Consider the following 18,622-nt stretch of genomic DNA (forward strand, 5'->3'; position numbering starts at 1 on the left):
AGCGCTTTAAATGTTGATCATTCGTTAGGTGAATTATATTAAAGCTGGAGCTGAAAGTGTAAGTTTTCATACTATCAAAAAGCAATGAAAGAGGGGTTCTTTTAATATGAAACAATCAAATGTTGATAAAGCAATCTTTTGGCCGGCTCTAGCTATTCTTGCTGCTTTATCAATTCCTGTACTATTAAATCCTAAAAAAGGGACTGCAATCCTCGGAGATCTACATCATTTAATTGCCGAGAGTTTGAGTTCATTATATTTATGGGCTGTGGTGGCGGCTTTAGGTTTCTTGATTTGGCTGGCATTTAGTAAATATGGAAAGATAAAATTTGGTGCGCCTGATACCAAGCCGGAATTTTCGACATTCAGTTGGTTAGCTATGTTATTTACGGCGGGAATTGGTGCAAGTATCACATACTGGAGCGCGATTGAATGGGCTTATTATTACACTGCTCCGCCTTTTGGGGCCGAACCAAAAACTGCGACGGCGGCAGATTGGGCGTCTACGTATGGATTATTTCATTGGGGCTTTAGCGCATGGGTACTATATTGTCTACCTGCTTTGCCGATTGCCTATAACTTATATGTGAGGAAAAATCCGAGTGTGAAATTGAGTTCAGCCTGTGAAGGTGTTCTCAAAAAGGGAGCAAATAGCTGGTTAGGTAAAGCGATTGACGTTTTTTTCATGGTTGGACTGGTTGGAGGAATAGGGGCTGCTTTAGGCTTGGGACTTCCGATGATTTCTGAAGGTATATCTGAATTATTTAATATACCACGAAGCTTTATGTTAGATATGACGCTAATAGTAGCCTTGACATTAATATTCTGTGTTAGCACGTATTTTGGTCTGAAAAAGGGCCTGAAAAGATTAGCTAACATCAATACGTACCTTTTTTTGGCACTTTCTGCATTCGTTCTTTTAGCTGGTCCAACTTTGTTTATAATATCCAGATTTACGGATAGCGTTGGGATTTTGTTACAGAATTTCTTTCGTATGAGTTTCTACACCGACTCTGTTGCCAATTCTGGCTTTCCGGAAGCTTGGACGATATTTTACTGGGCCTGGTGGTTTGCTTGTGCTCCTTATATGGGCATATTTGTAGCAAAAATCTCGAAAGGAAGAACGATAAGACAAGTCATTTTTGCTGAATGTATTGGAGGAACAGTAGGGTGTTGGGCGGCGTTTTCCATTATGGGTAATACAGGTCTTTACTTTGAACTTAATAAACTTGTTCCTGTCATTGACATTTTAGAGAAAAAAGGTGGGGAAGCAGCCATTGCCGCCATTTACCAGGGGCTTCCCGGCGAGTGTAGCCTTGCTTGCGATTATGATTATCACCCTTATTTTTCTTTCTGCTACACTGGACTCTTCATCATTCACATTAGCAAGCGCAGCATCAAAAAAGTTGTCAATAGATCAAGAGCCAGCTGGATGGCACAAAATATTTTGGGCATTGGTCATAGAGCTTGTAGCGTTTTCCATGATGTTCGGTGGAGGACTTCATGCTCTTCAATCAGTAGTAGTCATTACTTCCGTTCCACTCATCTTAATAATGGCGATGGCATCGATATCGCTCATTAAATGGATAAAAGAGGATCAGGCAGGAAGCAGCAGTATAGAAAAAACTATCAATGAAGAACCTACAAAACTAACATCTTAAAGTATCATTCAAACTGGGAGGATACAGTATAAGGGAGAAATGCAAACAGGCACCAGCTAAAAAACAGCTGGTGCCTGTTGGGCGTTCGATGAAACAGTACAAAACTTTTCTGATTTGTAAACAAAAAATGTCTCTCTAAATTATTTATCGCAAAGCCGATGATAAATGGCAGTTGATTCAGCGGAGCTTATTGACGGGAAGGGACGTTCAAATACCTATGTCCCTTAAAGAATTGATACACCGTATGAATAAAAACAAAAATGCCTCCTCATATTAAAAGAGAGGGGATGTGTCACATGATAAAAAGTATATCTACTTTTCAAGCGACAATGGTGCTGATTCTATCTATTGGGTTGATGAACCATGTTATCGTTTTGCCTTCACTGCTTGGGGCATCCGGAAGAGATTCATGGATCAGTACTTTAGTCACCGGGATGCTTTTTCTTTTATGGCTTCCCATGGTTTATTGGATCATAAATAAAACAAAACAACAGCATATCATAGGTTGGCTACATACTCACAGTCACCCGCTCGCCGCCTGGTCCATAAAAATCCTTCTTTTCTTCTATATTTTATTAAACTTGTTTGTCACTTTATATAGCACATTTTCCTGGGTAAACAGTACTTATATGATTCAAACGCCAGAATATATATTATTTATACCTTTCATCATCCTATGTTTTATTGCTGCAGAGGCTGGAATCAAAACAATAGCCATTGCCGGAGGATTGGTTTTACCCCTTGTTGTGGCACTTGGATTTATGATAATGACGGCAAATATACAGTATAAGGATTACTCCTTGCTTTTCCCTATTTTTGAAAATGGAATTACACCTGTTTGGGACGGGATCGTAATACTAGGTGGAGGTTTTACAGAGATATTTCTTCTCGTTTTGATTCAACAGTTTGTAAAGACAGAAATAAAGTTCAGGAGTTTACTTTTTTTAGGTTTATTTCTTTTATTTATCAGTATGGGACCCATAATAGGCTCCATTACAGAGTTTGGTCCGGTACAGGCTGCAAAAATCAGCAATCCTGCATACGCTCAATGGCGGTTACTAACCATGGGTAAGTATTTGAACCGGCTGGATTTTTTATCAATATACCAATGGCTTTCAGGTGCATTTATCCGTGTATCGTTATCGATATTCCTAATGGGGGAACTGTTTCAAATTAAATCAAAGAAAATAAAAAATATTGTATTGCTTGCTATATCATTCTCCTTAATCATTGCGCTTTGTATACCAATCGACATTCCAGCATACAGGAATTTTACGGAACGATATTATTTTAAATTGAGTGTGATTAGCATTTTGGTTATAACCTTTTTTATTAACATGGTCATTTTTTTGAAAGAAAGGGTGAAAAAGAATGGAGCCTCTATTGAACAAGGTAAATAAGGGGAGTTCTTCGGAGATCCAACTAAAGACGGAGTATTTCAATGAATTATTCGGAATGAGCTCGGATGTAAAATTCAAAAAGCATACCATTACATCTGAAGGGAAAACCGATCCGCCCCTTATTTGCACTTTGATTTATTCAGAGGTGTTGGTCGATGTCAAAAAGTTGTGGGAATCAGTAGCACGGCTTGAAGGTAGTGTATTCATAAATTCTAAACTGAAGGAAGAAGAGGTTATAGAGGATCCGCAAGACGAATTTAAAGTCAGTAGGGTTTTCCCTTCCTCCACTTTAAAAGAAAATGTGGAGGAAAACGTATTTTCCGGGATGGTCCTGATGCTATTTGAAGAATTGGAATTATTATTCATGTTTTCCCTACCAAGCATCCCGAATCGAAGTCCCGAGGAAACAAGTAGTGAAATTTCCATCCGAGGTCCACGTGATGGATTTATTGAAGATATCTCTGTTAATTTAGGGTTGATCAGAAAAAGATATAAAACTGCATCACTCGAAAATCAAGCATTTACCATTGGCAAAAGGAGCAAGACAAAAATCAATTTATTATATGTGAAGGATGTTGTAAATCCAGAAACCATTGAAAAAGTAAAAAGGAAAATTTCCTCAATAAATACAGATATCTTGTTGGGAACTACTGAACTTGAAGAATTTTTATCAGGCAGTAAGTTCAACCTGATCCCGTTTTTTGATTATACAGGGAGGCCGGATTATGCTGTAGCCAGTTTAAATAATGGGCGCTTTTCCATTTTAGTGGATGGGTCACCAACTGCCTTAATTGGACCAGGTAATATTACATTATTGTTAAGGGCGGCGGAAGATCGTCATACTCCATCTTACTATACAAATTTCGAATATTTCTTTCGCATTATCGGACTGGTGATATCAATATTCCTGCCAGGTTTTTATATAGCACTAATATCATTTCAATTAGACCAGCTCCCCTTCCCATTTTTGGCGACGATAACCGTATCTAGATTTGGGTTGCCTATATCACCTCAACAAGAGGCCTTCTTGATTTTGGGTTTATTTGAGTTGTTTCGAGAGGCAGGGATCACACTCCCCAAAGCAATCGGTCAATCACTGGCCGTTGTGGGTGGATTAATTATAGGGGATGCGGCAATTAGAGGAGGGATTACATCCCCGACGATGTTGGTGGTGGCAGGTACCACTGCGGTAGCCACCTATACATTAATCAATCAATCTTTAGGTGGAATTGTAAGCATGGCCAGGTTTTTTGTATTATTTCTCTCTTCTGTTTTAGGTTTATTCGGATTCTTTCTCGGTGTTTTCTCCATTGTCCTTTATTTATCAAGGCTGCAGATTTATGGTTTACCCTACTTAGCGCCTATATCACCACTATCCTTGAAAGATCTTCTAGGGGCGGTGTCTTTGTGAAGCCATATCTCTTTAGAAAGAAACGAGCCGAAATGCTGAAAACTAAGGACAGAACAAAAGGAAATCGCTAATGAAAATGATCCTTAGATTTATACTATTCGTAATGAGCCTTGCTCTTTTAAGTGGCTGCTGGGATGCCAAGGATATTCAAGATATTCAATATATAAGTGCAATGGGAATAGATTATCAGAATGGGCAGTATGTCATTTATGTGCAGGTGACGTCTTTTGCCGGTGTGGCTAAACAAGAAGGATTGGAACCAAAACCAACACCTGTTTGGGTCGCCAAAGGGCGAGGGAAAACAATGAACGAGGCCATGAATGACATTTATAAAAGGTCAAACCAGTATATTTATTGGGCTCATGTTAAATTGATCATTTTCTCTGAAAGCTTACTAAAACATGGATTGGACAACGTAAACGATCCCATTTTAAGATTTCAGCAAATTAGGGAAACAACTTGGTTATATGGAACCGATGATTCCTTAGAAAAGATCCTCTTTGTCAATAGTTTATTCGGCTCTTCAGTGCAAACAAGCATTTTCAATCCGAAGGATATTTATAAATTAAGATCCTTTGTCGAACCCATCCGGATCCAAAGATTTTATACGCAAAATTATGAAACAGGAATGACAATAAAACTACCGAAGATTTCGTTGAAAAATGAGGTATGGAAAGCAAAAGAAAAAACACAGAACACCGTAAAACTATCTGGGACCTATTTTATTAAAAATAATCAGCTAAAGGGGGAGATAGCAAATAAACATCTTGGGGGGATGAGATGGTTAACAAAATCAACGGTAAGGTCCCCAATTGGAATAAAAATCAACAAAAACAAAAATGTTCAAATATCTCTAATGAGGCCAAAATTCAATATAAAGCCTATCTATGTAAATGATACAGTCGAATTCGATATTTCAATTGAAGTAGAAGGTGCCGTATCGGATATGGAAGAAAACATCTCCTTACACCATCTTAAAGAAAAAATACAGGGGGCATTAGAGAAAGAAATTAGGGATACGTACAAATATGCTCTTGAAAAAAATATAGACATCTATAATTTAGAAGCAGTTATCTACAGAAAGGATTTGAAAAAATGGAAAGAAGTTTCTAAAGAGGATTTTAGCCTTAATGAAGGATCCATCCGTAATATTCAGGTGGATAGTGCTATTAATATAACAGGCGATTATAAATATGAGTACATGAATTGATACCTTCAGAAGTGGATCGCAGGCTGCCATGACAGAATCTTTCTTCAAAGTCGTTTCCAATGATTATGATATGGCAGCCACTGTAAATGATATATTCAACAACTAACTATGTAAGGATTTATTTTGACTTACATAACGATTAAAGGAAATCAGATTTTACTTTAATAGACCAAAACGAAATCCATAGACTACGACTTGTGTACGGTTCTTGGCTTTAAACTTTGTCATTAAACTGCTTATATAATCCCTTATAGTATGCTCGCTTAATTGCAATAATTCGGCCATCTTTTTATTGTTAAACCCCTCCGCCAGCAAATTTAAAACCATGGACTCCCGTTCCGTCAATTGTAGATCTATATCAATGGATACCTCATCATCCTTTCTTGATAAATATAAGCCTAACCGTTTTCCGACCTGTTCAAGTAAAGTTAGTTCATCTTTTGAATAATCGAATTCCTCTCCTAATTGATCAAAGGTCAGCCAGCCAAAAACTTGCTGGTCATGAACAATCGGCACAAATATGACAGATGAAAGATTAAACAAGGCTATATGTTCCTTTTTAATATAATGATTGGGATTCTTTAAAAATACAGGCTTTTTTGAATTGAAAACAAAGGATTGCTTCAAGCTGAGTTGTCCTCTCATGCTTTGAACCTTAGGCAGCTCCAATCCAATGGTGCCATAAAATTGATTGGACCAAGGAATATAAGCATAAAAAACACATCTTTTATAGTGAAAGAACTCTTCACATTTTTTTAGGATATGAGCAAAATCCTTAATTCCTGATGAGTTAATTAGAAGCTCATCCAACTGGTCTAATAGTTGCAGCCTTTTAAGTTCGGCATTTTCTTCGTGGGTTTTTGAAAGTTGCATTGGTTCGACATCCATCCATTTGTTATAGCTATGGATGAGATGAGAGAAAATGGATAATAAGAACATTAGAATGGAGATGGTATGGGCATGTTTCAGGTTGGCCATTAAGGTAACGATGGACTTTTCAAAGATTAAGCGGAACATGCTGAAATGGTTCACATTTAAAATGGGTAAATGTGATTGAAGCCAAGTTTCCAGATACTTATCGTATGTTTCATTTATGTCTTCGATTTTTGGAGCGGATAAAAATAGTAGAAATGATTCCAGTAATGTTTGTATCACCTTACGTTCATTTTCTAATATAAGGGGCTCTAGATTTAAATAAATATTGATATTTTCTTCAATCTGTTTGTTATGGCTTTTTATGAATAAGATGAATTGCTGAAACGATATCTCTTCATAAGCATGAGAGTGCTGGGTCATACGAGTCTCTTCTCCTTAAACAAAATACCCCTATATAAGGGGGATACTTACCCAATTATTATACAGCATATTATAGGATAGTATTTCAAATTACGAAGAGTAAAATAAAGGCATAGACAGACAATGAAGCTTTTTTAGCGGCATTCCATTTAAAGGGGTGGACGATTGTTAAAGTCAGCTTTATTTACTTGTATAGGAATACTTGTCTAGTGAGAACCTTTAAGGTTGAGGATTTCAGTATCAGTAAAATAAGTAAAGGAGATCTGATGAAATCATGAGACTTGAAAACAAAGTGGCAATCATTACTGGCGGGGGTACAGGAATCGGGAAAGAAACAGCTTTGCTATTTGCTAGTGAGGGAGCAAAAATCGTCATAACTGACATAAACCAGGAATCCGGTGATCAAGCTGTGAAAGACATTCAGGCAATCGGCGGAGAGGCACTATTCATTCGTCATGATGTCAGCAATGAAGAAGATTGGAAAAAGGTTGCAAAGGAAACGATCGATACTTTTGATAAGGTGGATGTTCTGTTCAACAATGCGGGTATTTATATCATTAAACCGGTTGCGGAGATTGAACTGGAGGAGTGGAATCGTCTCATGTCGATTAACGTGACCGGCGTATTCCTGGGAATGAAGCATATTATGCCACTGATGGCGAAACAAAATAAAGGTTCAGTCATAAACGCTTCTTCCATAGCAGGCTTGATTGGAGCCCCTGGTCATGTTTTATACGGTGCAAGCAAGGGAGCGGTCCGGACAATGACTAAAGATGCTGCTATCGAGTATGCTTCAAAAGGGGTCCGTGTAAACTCGATTCATCCAGGATATATCGATACCGGGATGGCGGACTATGCATCTGAACAAACGGGCAGTTCAAAAGATGAATTGGGTAAAGAATTCCCGTTGGGATATCTGGGCAGCGTCAATAATGTAGCGAATACAGTGCTTTTCATTGCCTCGGACGAATCTTCCTATACTACGGGTACTGAATTTGTAATAGATGGCGGAGCGACTGCTCGCTAAAATCCCTTTCTAACGGATATTAAAAACTAAAAATTAAGGAGTGTTTAAATATGAGATTGGAAAATAAAGTGGCGATCGTAACTGGGGGAGCAAGCGGGATTGGAGCAAGTACGGCTCAATTATTTGCAGAAGAAGGAGCAAAGGTGGTCATTGCCGATTTTGCTGATCATGGACAAGCTGTATCAGAAGAGTTAAATGGAAAAGGGTATGATACTCTTTTTGTTAAAACTGACGTGACAAATGAAAATGACGTAAAGAAAATGATTGAAGAGACGGTTAATAAATATGGAAAACTGGATATCATGTTCGCAAACGCAGGGATTGCAAGAGACGGAAACATCCATGAGTTAAGCTATGAACAATGGCAAAAAACAATTGATATTAATTTATCCGGTGTCTTCCTATCCGATAAATATGCTATAGAGCAAATGCAAAAACAATCTACAGGCGGCGCTATTGTCAATACAGGCTCCATCCATAGCCATGCAGGGAAACCGGGGGTAACAGCCTATTCTGCTGCGAAAGGCGGGGTCAAACTATTAACACAAACGTTAGGTTCAACTTATGCCAAAGATGGCATTCGTGTCAATGCAGTTTGCCCAGGATATATTGATACACCACTTATTGCGGAAGCACAAGGTGAGATCAGACAAGGTTTGATCGATTTACATCCAATTGGCCGTTTAGGCAGAGCGGAAGAAGTGGCGAAAGCTGTTCTCTTCCTTGCAAGTGACGATGCATCATTTGTTACAGGCACAAGCCTTATTGTAGACGGCGGTTATACGGCAGTATAATAAGGGCAAGTTTAATGATTATTCGCTGGTTCTCTCAAACAGTCAAATTCGTTTGATGTGTAATTGCATGATAGAGCTTCTTCCGTATGATGTGGTGTTCATTTACCCAAATCATACTGGAGGGCTCTTTTTTTAACATATAATGAAAAGTCTTCAGGAATGTATAAGGATATAAAATGTAGATATGGTGATACATTCCGAAATCCGTGTTGATGAGTTAACAGGAAAAAGGTTTACTTTTTTTGTGATCCGGATGATTTGCCTCTAGAGATATATGAAAAGTAGGAATTACAAGCCTATATAGGTTGATGAGAGAGCTTTAAGGCATGAAGTTTGATGGGAGAGGTAAAACTTCAAGAATTGGAGTTGATTTCAAAAGATGAATACGATGATTTAAAAAGGGTTACTTATGCCAATTAAACTATAAGGATTCCTATAATATGTCGATACTATTTAATTTATCTCCACTTGTATTCCATATTTCGATGATAGCTGAAATAATCACCAGCTATAATATCGGTAGATCGTCATTTAAATATGTCAGGAGATAAAAAAATGAATACTTACAAATTTACACTGTTGATACTTTTAACGACATTTTTAATGGGTTCTTCCTTTGCAGTAGTTAAAATTGGTCTGCCTTATTCATCCCCATTATTATTAGCAGCATTACGCTTCACACTTGCCGGGTTCATAATGGCGATGATTGTTATCTTTTTTAAAAGACCGCATCCAAACTCTAAAGGGGATTGGATAAAAATCCTTATTATCGGCACTTTTCAAACAGCCGGAGTTATGGGGTGCATTTTCCTGAGTTTACGCACTATAACAGCAAGTGAATCCTCAATACTTACATTCACGAACCCGTTACTTGTTGTTGTATTCGGTACCATCTTATCAAAAACACGCTATAAACTATATCAATGGATTGGAGTTTCATTAGGATTAGTTGGAGTAATTATAACGATGGGAGCTAAACTTGAATTTAAGGTTGGTATTCTTTTCGGTATTCTTTCTGCTGTTTTCTGGGCCATTTCCACTTTATTGGCGAAAAAATGGGGAGCGATTTCCGATACATGGGTATTATCTGCTTATCAGATGCTTTTTGGCGGTTTACTGCTTTTACTTGGCAGCTTTATTCTTGAAAAACCATTTTTCATAATGAATGGTCATTCGTTGTTCATTTTATTTTGGTTAAGTATCATGTCATCGATCGTGCAATTCGCTGTTTGGTATTACCTTTTACAAAAGAGTGATCCAGGAAAAACAAGTGCCTTTTTATTTTTGGCACCTTTCTTCGGAGTATTATCAGGGTGGGCCCTATTAGGTGAACCGATATACACTTCACTCCTAATCGGCGGACTGTTTATTATCATTGGCATCTATCTTGTAAATAGCAATTTCCAAAAGGAAAATAAATTTGTTAAAAGAGCTTTATAGTAATCGTTATGATTGTCTTAAGCTGCTAAGGACAGAAAATTCCTCGTGAAAAAGAAAAGAGCCTCTTTTCTTTTTCACGAGGGATTATTAAATTATACCTCTATACAAAAAACTTCTTTAAATCCTTCTTTCCCTTTAGCTGTTACTTTTACTGCGCGAATAGATGGAACACGGACTATCCAGCCTAAATCAAAAAAATGTGTAAGGAGCCCATTTCCTAAAGCACCGCCAAGATGATGGTGACGTTCACTCCAGTCTAAACATGAATGGGAAAATGAACGGCGTTTTTTTCTTAAATCAAGTAAATCGATGCCGAATTCAGAAAAAAAGTGATTTCCTTTGGGTGTAACTGTAAACTCTCTCTCTTCTTTTTTCAAATATCCGGCTTTCAACATCGATTCTGTTAATTGGACTCCTAGTTTTCCTGCCAAGTGATCATAGCAAGTTCTGGCTTCCTTAAGCAATTTGACTTGGTTTGATTGTTTTAACGACCGAACTTCAGGAGGTGGGGAAATGGCAAGAAATGATTCTAAAATGTGCGCGATTTCTCCATTTGCTAGCTGATAGTAACGATGTCGTCCGTGCTTTTCAACTTTAACAAGGTAACCTTCCATTAATTTAGAAAGGTGAAAGCTGGCGGTTTGAGGTGTTATTACAGCCATCAATGCTAATTCACCTGCAGTATGAAAACGCCCATCCAGTAAACTTGCAAGAATTGTTGCACGTGACTTTTCCCCAAGAAGGGAGGCTATCTCCACCATATTTGGATTTATACTCAAAATAGTTACCAACCTTTCTACCGATACTTTAGTTTGAATAAGCTGAACGCAATGTAATTAGCATCAAAAATATGTAAACCTATACTTCTATTATACAGTACCGCTACCCTAGTGATATTCTGTATATTCACGATTCCCGCTTTAAATATTTTTGAAAACGGCCGATGAAATGGTCCAAATCGCAGTGCAGGGAGAAATCATAGATATTAAAAGATTTGATCTTTCCGTGAAGCCTTAAAATCGGGCACTCCCGTTTGAATTTCACTTCAACGAAAAGCTTGAACGGGTAATTATATAGGTTCAAGTGTTTCCTGAATACCGGAAGGATTTTTTATTGATGTTAAAGGGGGCATCCGTTAAATTGGGTGCTTTTTTTATTGGGGAGAGATTATGGAGTCAGGAGAGGTTAAAGGGAAGACTGTAAAGAAGAAAGACTGTCTATCCTTTGGATAAGCGTTTTTTAATGAAGTATATTCTTTGTCAACTAGGCATACATTCTTACATGTTCACTAACAGTAATCGTACCTTAATAGTCTAGGATTAAATACCGGTGAATAGTCCCTTTTGTCGAATTTAGTAGTCAAATAGGAGGGAATGAAGAGTATGAAAATATCAGACGTTGGATTTAAAGGTCAAGTTTTTGGATTTATAAAGTTCACACCTTTTGTGGAAAGTTTCTTGTCTGGAGATTTATATATGAATAATTTCAAAAAGTATATTGATATGGAAAGTGCTTCAGGGGAAAAAGGTGTAGGAGACAAATTTGAAGCAGCACATGTTTTTACGGAATTAAAAATGAATTTCTTTACTCAAAATACCCATGAATTAATAATGTCGGGGCGAACTAAAAAAATGAATTTCAGAAAAAATATAAATGAAAAAAGACCATTATATTGTATGTTTGCAATTGTCGGCGATATGTTAAAAGTGGTTAAGGAGGATGAAAAGTATTTCTATACCAAATTTGATTTACCTAATGAACAAATCGATAAAATGATCAGGGAGTTCGGAGATAGCTTGATTTTTGTTACCCCATCGCAATTTATTGACAGAATCACTAGAACACTCAATGAAAAAGGTTATGCTTACAGAGGAGGCTTGGTAAAATATGATGATTATAACATCAATTCCTCAGCTAGGATGAGCTCTTATAAAAATCAAGGGACTGATATTTATTTTTGGAAAGATAAATATTTTGAAAATCAATATGAATATCGCATAGTCCTCACTGATCAAGAAGTTGATGAAGCATTAATTGTGAATGTAGGTGATATTTCAGACATTAGTACTATATTTAATGCCAATGAATTTTTCAGTGATAAATTTGAAATAAGATTACGAAAGAAAGGAAATCTAAGCATCCATTAAATTGGGTGCTTTTATTTGTAGGAGGGAAAAAGATGTTGAACTTTTTAAAGTATGAAATAGAAGAGTTAAAATAACCGCAAAGTCTAGGATTATTGCATCCACCTGGTTAAGGCAAAAAACATGAATTATAATAACCCATTTAAATTCACTAGTATTGTTATCGGTAATTTAAAACGAAAAAAAGAAAAACTTACCTAATGGGTAAGTTTTTCGGATATAAAGTTATTTTTTATTCCTATACACATGCCTTTTTAATCTGAAAGTATCCGTATATCTAGTTTTAGAATATTAATTGTGAGTCCTCGCACACGAACCTTACGATGCATATGCTTAAAAAGAATAGGTTCATCAAAAGGTGAACTCTGCATAAAGTCAAAAACGATCGAGGTTACTTTTTTTCGTTACTTCGAGAGATAAACGCGCGCTTCATAAGGTTTTAATGTATTAGAAGAAATTTCATCACTGTTTTGATCCGCGTAGTTATTGATTAGCAGTTGGCTAGCTTCACAGCTAATGTGTTCTGGTAATTCAAAGTAGGCTGCTTCCCCTGTAAAGTTGCAAATAACAAGTAATGTTTCGTTATCTAAAGTACGTATATACGCATAAATTTGCTCATTTTCTTTTAAAATAAGATCATATGCACCGTACACAATTACGTCATATTTTTTTCTTAACTTAATTAGTTTTTGATAGTAGTAAAAGATAGAATTCGAGTCTTCTAATGATTGTTTCACATTAATTTCTCTATAGTTTGGATTTACTTTTAACCAAGGAGTACTTGTTGTAAAACCAGCATTTTTACTATCGTCCCATTGCATAGGAGTTCTAGCGTTATCACGGCCTTTAATATAAATGGATTCCATTACTTTAGCTTTATCCTCTTGACCCTCTATAACTTTTTCACGGTACATATTCAGAATCTCAATATCCTTATAATCATCAAGACCAAATTTAACATTTGTCATACCTATTTCCTCACCTTGATAAATATAAGGCGTTCCCTGCATCATATGAAGGAATGTTCCAAGCATTTTTGCGGATTCTACTCGGTAAGATGTATCATTGCCAAAGCGAGAGACCATTCTTGGTTGATCATGGTTGTTTAAATAAAGGCTATTCCATCCTTTTCCTTCCAATCCTTTCTGCCATTTTGTCATGCATTCTTTAAGATCGTCCAGATTTAAAGGCTTTACATCCCATTTTCCGCCTGGTCCTGAGTCTAAATCCATATGTTCGAATGTGAAAATCATATTTAGTTCAGTACCTTCACTATTCGCATACTTAGTGGCATCTTCAACGGATGCCCCAGGACATTCGCCGACTGTCATCATGTCATATTTCGAAAGTACCTCACGATTCATCTCTTGTAGATACTCATGCACACGAGGACCATTCATAAAGAAATCGCCACCCCAGTCGTATCGCTTTCCGCCTGGAGTGCTGGGCAATCCTTCCGCTTTGGAAATGAGGTTAATCACATCCATTCGAAAACCATCAATGCCCTTATCAAGCCACCATATCATCATGTCATGAATTTCTTTTCTTACTGTAGGGTTTGCCCAATTTAAATCAGGCTGTTTTTTGCTAAACAGATGAAGGTAGTATTCATCTGTTTCTTTATCATATTGCCAAGCTGGACCACTAAAAACTGATGTCCAATTGTTTGGCTCTTTTCCATCTTTGCCGGGGCGCCAAATATAGTAGTCTCTGTACGGATCATCTTTTGATGATCGGGATTCAATGAACCATTTATGTTCATCTGATGAGTGATTAACAACTAGATCCATCATTAATTTCATATTGCGTGAATGTAATCCTTCCAAAAGTTCATCCCAGTCATTCAGGGTACCAAACTCATCCATAATGTCTTGATAGTCACTAATATCATAGCCATTATCATCGTTTGGAGATTTGAAAACAGGTGATAGCCAAACGACATTAACTCCTAATTCATTTAAATAATCAAGTTTTAAAATAATTCCACGTAAATCTCCAATTCCGTCCCCGTTACTATCCATGAAACTCCGAGGATAAATTTGATAAACAACACTTTCTTTCCACCATTTTTTCTCCAATTTCATCTTCCTTTCACTTCTAATTTGTTTCTTAATCAGTCTCATATTCCCCTTATTTAACAGCACCTTTTGTCACACCACTAATAATCCATTTTTGAGCTATGATATAAACAAGGACCATAGGGGAGAGTGCCATTAAATAGGAGGCAAATGCTAAGTTATAATTTGTTGTAAACTGTGACTGGAATACATATTGAACAAGCGGCAATGTCATCGAATCACGATCACTTAAAATAACAAGTGGTAACATAAAATCATTCCATGCCCACAAACATGTTAAAATTCCGACTGTTGCGTTTATTGGGCTTAATAATGGAAAAATAACTTTCCAAAATACTGTCCAAATACTTGCTCCATCTACATAAGCTGCTTCTTCTAATGACTTGGGAATCGAACGTATATAGCCCACATAAATAAAAATATTAAAAGCCAAACCGTATACAATATACAGAAAGATAAGTCCTGTCATATTATTTAATCCGAATAGGCTAGTTTGCTTTACAACAGGCAACATAATGATCGGAAAAGGTACAAACATCGCACTAACAAAATAGTAATAAAGCAACTTAAAGAATCGTCTATGCATATTCCGTGCAATGGCATAAGCCACCATCGAATTTGTCAGTAATGTAAGAGCAACTGTAAAAACTGTAACGATAAAGCTATTTTTAATAGATTGAAAAAAATTCGTCAGGCGAATGGCTTCAGCGAAGTTTTCCCATCTTAATGTATGAGGCAGAGACAAAAGGGATTTACTCATTTCATCTGGTGACTTGAATGCTGTCACGAGTGTTAGGTAGAGGGGAAATAAGATAACCAGTGAGCAAAAAATTAGCAGTATGGTTATAGGCCAATTTACTTTTTTACTTTCCATTACATATCCACCTCACGTTTTTGAAGGAATTTAATTTGCAGGATTGATATAACCACAATTAAAATAAAGTAGATCACAGAATTTGCTGCCTGATAAGCGAACTCCCCCCCTGAGAAGCCCCCTTTATATATCAATACCGAAATGGCTTCCGTGGATTGACCTGGACCTCCATTTGTCATTGCAATAATATGGTCAAATACCATCAAAAAGTTTTTCATTGCAAGCACCATATTTATGGTGAAGAAAGATGCAATAAGTGGAAATGTAATGTGTTTAAAACTTTTCCATTTTCCCGCACCATCTAAACTAGCAGCTTCGTACAATTCAGTTGGAATCGTTTGTAATCCTGCTAAATAGAGAATGGTATTAAATGCAACGGCTTGCCATACAGCCACAATCACAATTCCAACCCATGCTAAATCTGGGTTACCAAGAATATTTTGTGTTAAAGATGTGATGCCCAACTTTTCAGCAATTTGAGGGATAAAAAATGCAAATAAATAATTAAAGATAAACCCAACGATTAATACGCTTAGAATATTCGGCACGAAAAACACAGCTCTAAGTGTATTTTGAAATTTAATCTTTGCATTAAGTCCTATGGCAATTGCCAAACTAATGATATTTACGAGTAAAGTGGAAACAATGGCAAATTTAAATGTAAAGCCATAGGAAGCCAAAATACGTTGGTCTTGGAATAAATTCACATAGTTTTTTAAGCCAACAAAATTAAAATCCCCATACCCTTTATAATTTGTAAAACTATAAATCATTCCTTGAAAAACTGGAACTGTATGAAATACAAAAAATATTAAAAATGCTGGAAGCACCATCCAGTAATAGGCTTTGGATTGTTTAACCACTCGTTTTTCCCCCTTGTTATTCTCTCGCTTTGACTTTATTCCACTCATCATCCAGTTTTGAAAGGAACGGTTTGACTTCTCCTTTAATTAGAAAATCCTGTACTAAATTGGCTGCTTGCATACTAGCAGGGAAATAGTGTTCCGGAAAACTAGTGATTTTTTGTTGTACAAAATAAGGGTTTAACTCTTTTAAAGCTTCATCATTTTGTAAAACATTTTTAACTGCAGAAAAACTGTTTTGTTCTTTAATGTAATACTGTGAATTTTCCTTTTCTAATAAAAAATGAATAAACATTAACGCTTCTTTTTTATGTGGTGTATCTTTTGACATCGTTAATGCAGTATCTACACCTGATACGAGTTTGTTTTGAGATGAATCATTGGATGCAGGTAAGGGAAAGGAACCGAGTTTTATATTTGGGTTAATTGCTTTAATTGATGAGATTGCCCAGCTACCTTGGATATACATAACTGATTCACCATTTGCAAACGCCCGATTGCCTGCATTATAGTCACGGCCAAAATTATCCTTATGACCATAATCGAGCAATGTAAGCATTTTTTCTAAAGTTTCCTTGTAATGCTCTGTAAAAGTTGTTTTATTGGAATTGCGATCCTGGATAAAGTTGTCACCTTGCAAGTTTCCTGCTAAGGCATTAAATGAGACCATTGCAGTCCAAGCATCTTTATACGTAAAATAAAAAGGTAATTCTCCTTGTTTTTGAATCCGTTTTGAAACGTTAATTAGCTCATCCCATGTTTTGGGAACTTGTAACCCTAACTCTTTAAATTTATCCTTGTTATATAAAAGCATATTTGCATTCGTCGCAAAGGGAATTCCATTATCCTCATTATTCGTTCTACCTAATAAATTAAGCATATTAACATAGTCTGGTATAACTTTATTGATGGCTGAATCCTTTGAAAAATCATAAAATAATCCTTCTTCTGCAATATCGCCATACGTAGCATTGCCTCCGATCGCTAAAAGGTCTGGTACATCTTCTTTCACCAATCTCGTCCGTAATACCGTCTCGGAATCAGGAACGTTATTCTGTTCAATATCAATATTGGGGTGCAATTTTTCAAACCTTTCAATTAAATGATCAAATGTCGCTACAGCTTCCGGCTTATTTTGAAAAAATTCAATATGGATTTTTTCATCAGCTGTTGTTTGATTAGTACATCCTGTAAGTAAACTGGCTATAAATGCTGTAGTACAGAGGTAACGCCACTTATTCTTCATATACGTATCTCCCGTCTGAAAATTTCGTCTATTTTATGCATAAGTAAACGTTTACTCTAATGGAATCATCAATGATAGTAAACGTTTACGTTAAGCCGTTTATAATTGGAGTGATAATAGTGTAATCACCCCAACTTGTAACTTAACCTTTATTCGCTATATGAATGGACTGTATCACGTTCAGCAATATGATGAGGATAAAGCTGGTTTATTTTTAAAGATGGATCCAATAAAAGTTGAATGGAATCTTTACCCATCTTATATAAGGGCTGCGCTACCGTCGTAAGTGGGGGAATGGCCTTCTCAGCTGTAGCTGTATTATCGTATCCTATAATGGATATACTTTCCGGTACTCTAATTCCTTTTTTATATAAAAGTGATAAGGCTCCTACAGCCATTTCATCGCTTGCACAAAATACAGCTCTTACTTTTGGGTAACTTTTCAATAAATCGTTCATTCCCTCAATACCACTCTTGAAAGAAAAATCTCCATACGTGATCATTTCATTGGTCACTGTTATTCCCACGTGATTTAATGCGTCTGTAAAGCCTTTTACACGTGGAGTTGTCGAAATGATATCGCTTTTTGTTCCTGCAATCATTCCAATATGTGAATGCCCTTTTTCTACTAAATAGGTCGTGGCATCGTAAGCAGCTTGATAATCATCTACTTTAATAAAGGGAAGGGGATAGTCTGATTGTGTTGCCACTAATACAACCGGTACATTGTTTGTTTCAATCGCTTTATAGTAATCTAGCGTGATAAATTCACTGACGATAATAATTCCATCCACCCGTTTTTCATACAATGCCTGCAAGTAGTTGATCGTTCGTTTACCATCATGATTGGTTTTACATATCATTACACTGTAACCAAACTCATGAGCTTGTTCCTCAATTCCGGCTAAAACCTCACTTGCAAATAAATCAGATACATTGGGAACGAGTACACCTATCGTTTTTGTTTTGCGATTAATTAAACCTCTTGCAACGGCATTAGGTTGATAACCAAGTTCTTTGATTACCTTTTTTACTCGTTGTTGTGTTTCATCCGAGTAGCCAGGCAAATTATTTAAAATACGAGAAACAGTCGCAACGGATACATTTGCTTGCTTTGCTACATCTTTAATGGTAATCGACATGTTTCACCAACTTTCTACGTAAACGTTTTCTAAAAA

At 36.5% G+C, this 18,622-nt stretch carries 15 protein-coding genes and 2 pseudogenes; 10 read left to right on the top strand and 7 right to left on the bottom strand.

Features of this window, described 5'->3' with window-relative positions; all coding sequences use genetic code 11:
- Positions 1 to 106: 106 nt before the first annotated feature.
- The 5 genes and pseudogenes from FNK51_RS22540 to FNK51_RS22555 form a co-directional block, all read left to right on the top strand.
- Positions 107 to 1,246, top strand: a pseudogene (locus FNK51_RS22540) (BCCT family transporter); the annotation flags it as partial.
- Between the two features lie 82 nt (positions 1,247 to 1,328).
- Positions 1,329 to 1,661 carry a BCCT family transporter gene (locus FNK51_RS27815; RefSeq protein WP_286178829.1) on the top strand — a complete coding sequence of 111 codons (333 nt, stop codon included), beginning with the start codon at positions 1,329 to 1,331 and terminating at the stop codon, positions 1,659 to 1,661.
- A 296-nt stretch (positions 1,662 to 1,957) separates the two neighbouring features.
- Complete coding sequence (locus FNK51_RS22545) at positions 1,958 to 3,061, top strand: endospore germination permease (protein ID WP_181762321.1); 1,104 nt, start codon at positions 1,958 to 1,960, stop codon at positions 3,059 to 3,061.
- Positions 3,033 to 4,472 (top strand): spore germination protein, encoded by a 1,440-nt coding sequence (locus FNK51_RS22550; protein ID WP_141994735.1) that lies wholly within the window; start codon positions 3,033 to 3,035, stop codon positions 4,470 to 4,472. The genes FNK51_RS22545 and FNK51_RS22550 overlap by 29 nt, the downstream gene beginning before the upstream one ends.
- Before the next feature lie 70 nt (positions 4,473 to 4,542).
- Positions 4,543 to 5,682: a Ger(x)C family spore germination protein gene (locus FNK51_RS22555; RefSeq protein WP_141994736.1), complete on the top strand. Its 1,140-nt coding sequence runs from the start codon at positions 4,543 to 4,545 to the stop codon at positions 5,680 to 5,682.
- 156 nt (positions 5,683 to 5,838) lie between these two features.
- Here FNK51_RS22555 and FNK51_RS22560 read toward each other — a convergent pair whose 3' ends face one another.
- Positions 5,839 to 6,978, bottom strand: coding sequence for a LuxR C-terminal-related transcriptional regulator (locus FNK51_RS22560; RefSeq protein WP_063234572.1), 1,140 nt, complete (start codon positions 6,976 to 6,978; stop codon positions 5,839 to 5,841).
- Between the two features lie 274 nt (positions 6,979 to 7,252).
- Between FNK51_RS22560 and FNK51_RS22565 the strand changes: the two genes are divergently transcribed.
- From FNK51_RS22565 to FNK51_RS22575, 4 genes and pseudogenes are all read left to right on the top strand, one after another.
- Positions 7,253 to 8,005 (top strand): SDR family NAD(P)-dependent oxidoreductase, encoded by a 753-nt coding sequence (locus FNK51_RS22565; protein ID WP_141994737.1) that lies wholly within the window; start codon positions 7,253 to 7,255, stop codon positions 8,003 to 8,005.
- A gap of 50 nt (positions 8,006 to 8,055) precedes the next feature.
- On the top strand, positions 8,056 to 8,799 hold the full coding sequence (locus FNK51_RS22570; protein WP_141994738.1) for an SDR family NAD(P)-dependent oxidoreductase: 744 nt from the start codon (positions 8,056 to 8,058) through the stop codon (positions 8,797 to 8,799).
- A 202-nt stretch (positions 8,800 to 9,001) separates the two neighbouring features.
- Positions 9,002 to 9,084 (top strand): annotated as a pseudogene (locus FNK51_RS27340) (VOC family protein); the annotation flags it as partial.
- Between the two features lie 270 nt (positions 9,085 to 9,354).
- On the top strand, positions 9,355 to 10,239 hold the full coding sequence (locus tag FNK51_RS22575) for a DMT family transporter (protein ID WP_141994739.1): 885 nt from the start codon (positions 9,355 to 9,357) through the stop codon (positions 10,237 to 10,239).
- A gap of 92 nt (positions 10,240 to 10,331) precedes the next feature.
- Here the strand turns inward: FNK51_RS22575 and FNK51_RS22580 are convergent, their stop codons facing one another.
- Positions 10,332 to 11,018: an ArsR/SmtB family transcription factor gene (locus FNK51_RS22580; RefSeq protein WP_141994740.1), complete on the bottom strand. Its 687-nt coding sequence runs from the start codon at positions 11,016 to 11,018 to the stop codon at positions 10,332 to 10,334.
- 603 nt (positions 11,019 to 11,621) lie between these two features.
- Between FNK51_RS22580 and FNK51_RS22585 the strand changes: the two genes are divergently transcribed.
- Positions 11,622 to 12,386 carry a hypothetical protein gene (locus FNK51_RS22585; protein WP_141994741.1) on the top strand — a complete coding sequence of 255 codons (765 nt, stop codon included), beginning with the start codon at positions 11,622 to 11,624 and terminating at the stop codon, positions 12,384 to 12,386.
- Between the two features lie 401 nt (positions 12,387 to 12,787).
- Here the strand turns inward: FNK51_RS22585 and FNK51_RS22590 are convergent, their stop codons facing one another.
- From FNK51_RS22590 to FNK51_RS22610, 5 genes are all read right to left on the bottom strand, one after another.
- A complete protein-coding gene (locus FNK51_RS22590; protein WP_141994742.1) occupies positions 12,788 to 14,461 on the bottom strand; it encodes a glycoside hydrolase family 13 protein in 1,674 nt (557 codons plus the stop codon).
- 52 nt (positions 14,462 to 14,513) lie between these two features.
- Positions 14,514 to 15,335, bottom strand: coding sequence for a carbohydrate ABC transporter permease (locus FNK51_RS22595; RefSeq protein WP_141994743.1), 822 nt, complete (start codon positions 15,333 to 15,335; stop codon positions 14,514 to 14,516).
- A complete protein-coding gene (locus tag FNK51_RS22600; RefSeq protein WP_230162282.1) occupies positions 15,335 to 16,168 on the bottom strand; it encodes a carbohydrate ABC transporter permease in 834 nt (277 codons plus the stop codon). The genes FNK51_RS22595 and FNK51_RS22600 overlap by 1 nt, the downstream gene beginning before the upstream one ends.
- A gap of 46 nt (positions 16,169 to 16,214) precedes the next feature.
- Entirely contained in the window at positions 16,215 to 17,444 is a 1,230-nt protein-coding gene (locus tag FNK51_RS22605) for an ABC transporter substrate-binding protein (RefSeq protein ID WP_141994744.1), read from the bottom strand.
- A gap of 149 nt (positions 17,445 to 17,593) precedes the next feature.
- Positions 17,594 to 18,586 carry a LacI family DNA-binding transcriptional regulator gene (locus FNK51_RS22610; protein ID WP_141994745.1) on the bottom strand — a complete coding sequence of 331 codons (993 nt, stop codon included), beginning with the start codon at positions 18,584 to 18,586 and terminating at the stop codon, positions 17,594 to 17,596.
- Between the last annotated feature and the right edge of the window lie 36 nt (positions 18,587 to 18,622).

Origin of the sequence: Bacillus sp. B4EP4a (assembly GCF_006680105.1) — a bacterium.
Taxonomy (GTDB): domain Bacteria; phylum Bacillota; class Bacilli; order Bacillales; family DSM-1321; genus Peribacillus; species Peribacillus simplex_E.